This window comes from Phenylobacterium sp. (assembly GCF_044371015.1).
GTDB lineage: Bacteria > Pseudomonadota > Alphaproteobacteria > Caulobacterales > Caulobacteraceae > Phenylobacterium.
This window is the reverse complement of sequence record NZ_JBILUK010000308.1, coordinates 1-3127: the sequence shown is the minus strand read 5'-3', so window position 1 is coordinate 3127 and position 3127 is coordinate 1. Positions and strand designations below refer to the sequence as shown.

Below are 3127 nucleotides of genomic sequence, written 5' to 3'. Positions count from 1 at the left end.
CCAGGGCCGGATCCTGGTGGCGCAGCTGGCTGGCGCCGGTCGGGATGGGGGCCGGACTGGCGGCGGCCTGCGTGGCGGGCCTGCTGGTCGGAACCCAACTGGCTGTCGCGCCGATCGCAACCGACCCGGACGCGGAGGCCCTCGTCACCGCCGTGGGTGAGGACGCGTTCGATCTCTATCTCGACGATGAGGCGGCCTGATGACCTCGCGCGCGATCTGGATCGCTCTCTTTGCGTCCCTTGCGGTCAATGTCTTCGCCCTGGGCGCCTTCGTGGGCGTGCGGCTGACCGAAACGCGGGTGGCGACGCCCGAGGCGCCGCCGCCCCGGGCGCGCAATCCCCTGATGGAGGCGGTGCGCGCCTTGCCGCCGGAGGCGCAGGCCGCCTGGCGCGCCCACAATCGCGAGTTCATGCAGGCCGCCGGGCCTGAGATCCGCGAGTCTCGCCGTCTGACCCGCGAGGCTCTGCGGGGTCTGGGCGCCGAGCCCTTCGACGCCGCCGTCGCCCTGGCCGCGCTAGATCGGGCGCGCGACGCCGAGCGCCAGGGCCGCAGCGCCATGGATCGTCGCCTGGTCGAGTTCGCCGCCGGTCTGCCGCCTGAAGATCGCCGCGCTTTCGCCGAGGCCCTGGCGCGGGGCGCTGATCGCGGCGGCCGGCCGCGCGGCGGGTCGGAACGACCGGGGCCGTAGAGCGTTTTTCGCTGAAGTGGACACCGGATCAGCGCAGAAAACGCTTTAAATTCAAAGATCCGAGCCTCTAGCCTCAGGCCGCGGCCGCTTCGCTTTGCCGGATCGGGATTGAGAAGCTGGCCAGCGTGCCCTGGCCCGGCGCGCTGGCGAGGTCGAGCAGCCCGCCGTGCATTTCCACAAGCGACTTGGAGAGCGCCAGGCCCAGGCCCGTGCCCTGGGTGGTTTTGGCGTGCTGGCTTTCGATCTGCTCGAACGGCCGCGCCAGCCGCTCCAGATCCTGCGGCGCGATGCCGATGCCGGTGTCCTGCACGCCCACGCGCACTTGCCGGCCCAGCGGGTCGTCACGCAGCTCGGCGACGATCGTGATGCGCCCGCCGCGCGGCGTGAACTTGATGGCGTTGGAGAGCAGATTCAGCAGCACTTGCTTCAGCGCGCGATGATCGGCCTCCACCTCCGGCAAGGGGGGGAACGCCACGGTCAGGGTCAGGTCGGCCGCTTCCGCCCGATTGCGCACCAGCCGGACTGCGTCTTCGACCAGATCCTCGAGGCTCAGGGGCTCAAAGCGCAGGTTGAACTTCCCGGCCTCGATCTTGGACATGTCGAGGATGTCGTTGATCAGCGCCAGCAGGTGCTGACCCGAGCCCAGGATGTCGCGGGCGTAGTCGCGATAGCGCGGCTCGCCCAGCGGCCCATACATTTCCGCCGCCATGATCTCGGAGAAGCCGTTGATGGCGTTGAGCGGCGTACGCAGCTCGTGACTCATATTGGCCAGGAACTCGGTCTTGGCGGCGCTGGCCTGCTCGGCGCGGATCTTCTCGGCCTCGTACTTGCGGGCCAGTTCGGAGAGCTGGTCCTGACTGCGCTCGAGCTTGGCGACGGCGCCGCGAAGCTCCTCCTCCTTGATGCGCTGGGCCTCCTCCTGGGTCTTGAGTGCGGTGATGTCCGCGGCGGTGACCACAAGCCCGCCCTCGGCGGTCGGACGTTCGGAGATCTGCACCCAGCGACCGTCGGAGAGCTCGGCCTCGCGCACGCCCGGCTGGTGTCCGGGTGCGGGCGTTTCCTGGCGCACCACGCGGCGGGCGGCCTGATCGATCAGGTCCCGTGCGGCGCCGGACCGCAGCAGGCCCGCGTCCAGTTTGAAGATATCGCGGAAATTGCTGTTCCACATGGCGAGGCGGCCGCCCCGATCCCAGAGCACGAAGGCCTCGGAGGTGCTCTCGATGGCGTCGCGCAGACGGCTCTCGGCAGCCTGGGCGCGGGCCTGGGCGAGCCGTTCCTCGGTCACGTCGAGACCGACGCCGATGATGCGCGCGAAGCCGCCCTCCGGGCTTTCGCCGAAACCCCGGCCGCGGAAGTCGATCCACACCGGGCGTGCGCCGGCCAATGGCGGCACCCGGAAGGAGACATCGAAGTCGCCGTAGATCGCGGCGTTGGTGAGCGCGTCTCTGAGATCGTCGCGGTGGCCGGGCGCCGCGCGGTCGAGCACCTGCTGGCCGGGAACCACGCCGCCGCGCCATCCGAAGAGCGCGGCGGTGACCTCGGACATGTAGATCTGGTCCGATGAGAGATCCCACTCCCAGATGCCGCAGCGCGCCGCTTCGACCGCCATGCGGAACCGGTGCTCGGACGCCGCCTGGGCCGCCTCGATCCGCTCCAGACGGCGCATTTCGGCGAGCAGCGCGATCCCGAGCAACGCCGCGCTGGCGCAGGCGATCAGAAACCAGGCGATCAGCTCAGGAGATCGGGGTGCGAGCTGTCCGAAACGCGCCGCGCCGGCGATCGCCAGGCCGGCCAGTCCGGCCAGAGCGACGAAGGTCAGAAGGCGGGCGCGCTTGCGCGACCCGGAAAGCCGCCCCGGCCCCCGTCGTTCGGGCGTCACGCCCGCCCAGCCCTGCCCTGCGTTCGACGCCAAGGCCACCCACTCCGAACACCGCCGCGAAGCGACCCTAGACTGATCCGCGCATGGCGGTCATCGGGGGAACGCGCTTCAACCTTCCAACGCGCGGCGGGCCAGTTCCTCGACGTTGCGCGACAGGCCCTCGGTGGCGAGGATGCGCTCGAGCTCGACCTTCATCAGCGCGCCGAGCTCCGGCTTGAGCCTTTTCCAGCCGCCCAGGGGGTCGACCAGCCGAGCGGCGGTCTGCGGGTTGAAGCGATCCACCGCCAGGATCTGGTCGGCGAGGAAGCGGTAGCCGGCCCCGCTCGGGTCATGGAACCGGGCCGGGTTGAAGCTCGCGAAACTGGAGACCAGGGCCCGCAGGCGATTGGGGTTGGTGATGTCGAAGGCCGGGTGCGCGGTCAGGCCCAGCACGCGGCCCAGCGCCCCTTCGTCCGGATCGCGGGCCTGCAGGGCGAACCACTTGTCGATCACCAGCGGCTCGGACTTCCAGCGGTCCTGGAAATCGGTGAGCGCGGCCTCGAACGCGGGCCCTCCGATCA

At 70.4% G+C, this 3127-nt stretch carries 3 protein-coding genes and 1 pseudogene; 2 read left to right on the top strand and 2 right to left on the bottom strand.

All coding sequences use genetic code 11. The features are described from left to right. Positions 1 to 200, top strand: a pseudogene (locus tag ACIQ3R_RS16770) (hypothetical protein); the annotation flags it as partial. Beyond that, entirely contained in the window at positions 200 to 688 is a 489-nt protein-coding gene (locus ACIQ3R_RS16765; protein WP_397419995.1) for a periplasmic heavy metal sensor, read from the top strand. The pseudogene ACIQ3R_RS16770 and the gene ACIQ3R_RS16765, both read left to right, overlap by 1 nt. A gap of 73 nt (positions 689 to 761) precedes the next feature. Here the strand turns inward: ACIQ3R_RS16765 and ACIQ3R_RS16760 are convergent, their stop codons facing one another. After that, positions 762 to 2600 carry an ATP-binding protein gene (locus ACIQ3R_RS16760; RefSeq protein WP_397419994.1) on the bottom strand — a complete coding sequence of 613 codons (1839 nt, stop codon included), beginning with the start codon at positions 2598 to 2600 and terminating at the stop codon, positions 762 to 764. Positions 2601 to 2675: 75 nt separating this feature from the next. Then, the coding region (locus ACIQ3R_RS16755; RefSeq protein WP_397419993.1) for an aminopeptidase N C-terminal domain-containing protein at positions 2676 to 3127 on the bottom strand (452 nt) is incomplete at its 5' end.

Coding starts and splice junctions, on each gene's coding strand:
- ACIQ3R_RS16765 (WP_397419995.1), top strand. CDS start 200: ATGACCTCGCGCGCGATCTGGATCGCTCTCTTTGCGTCCCTTGCGGTC.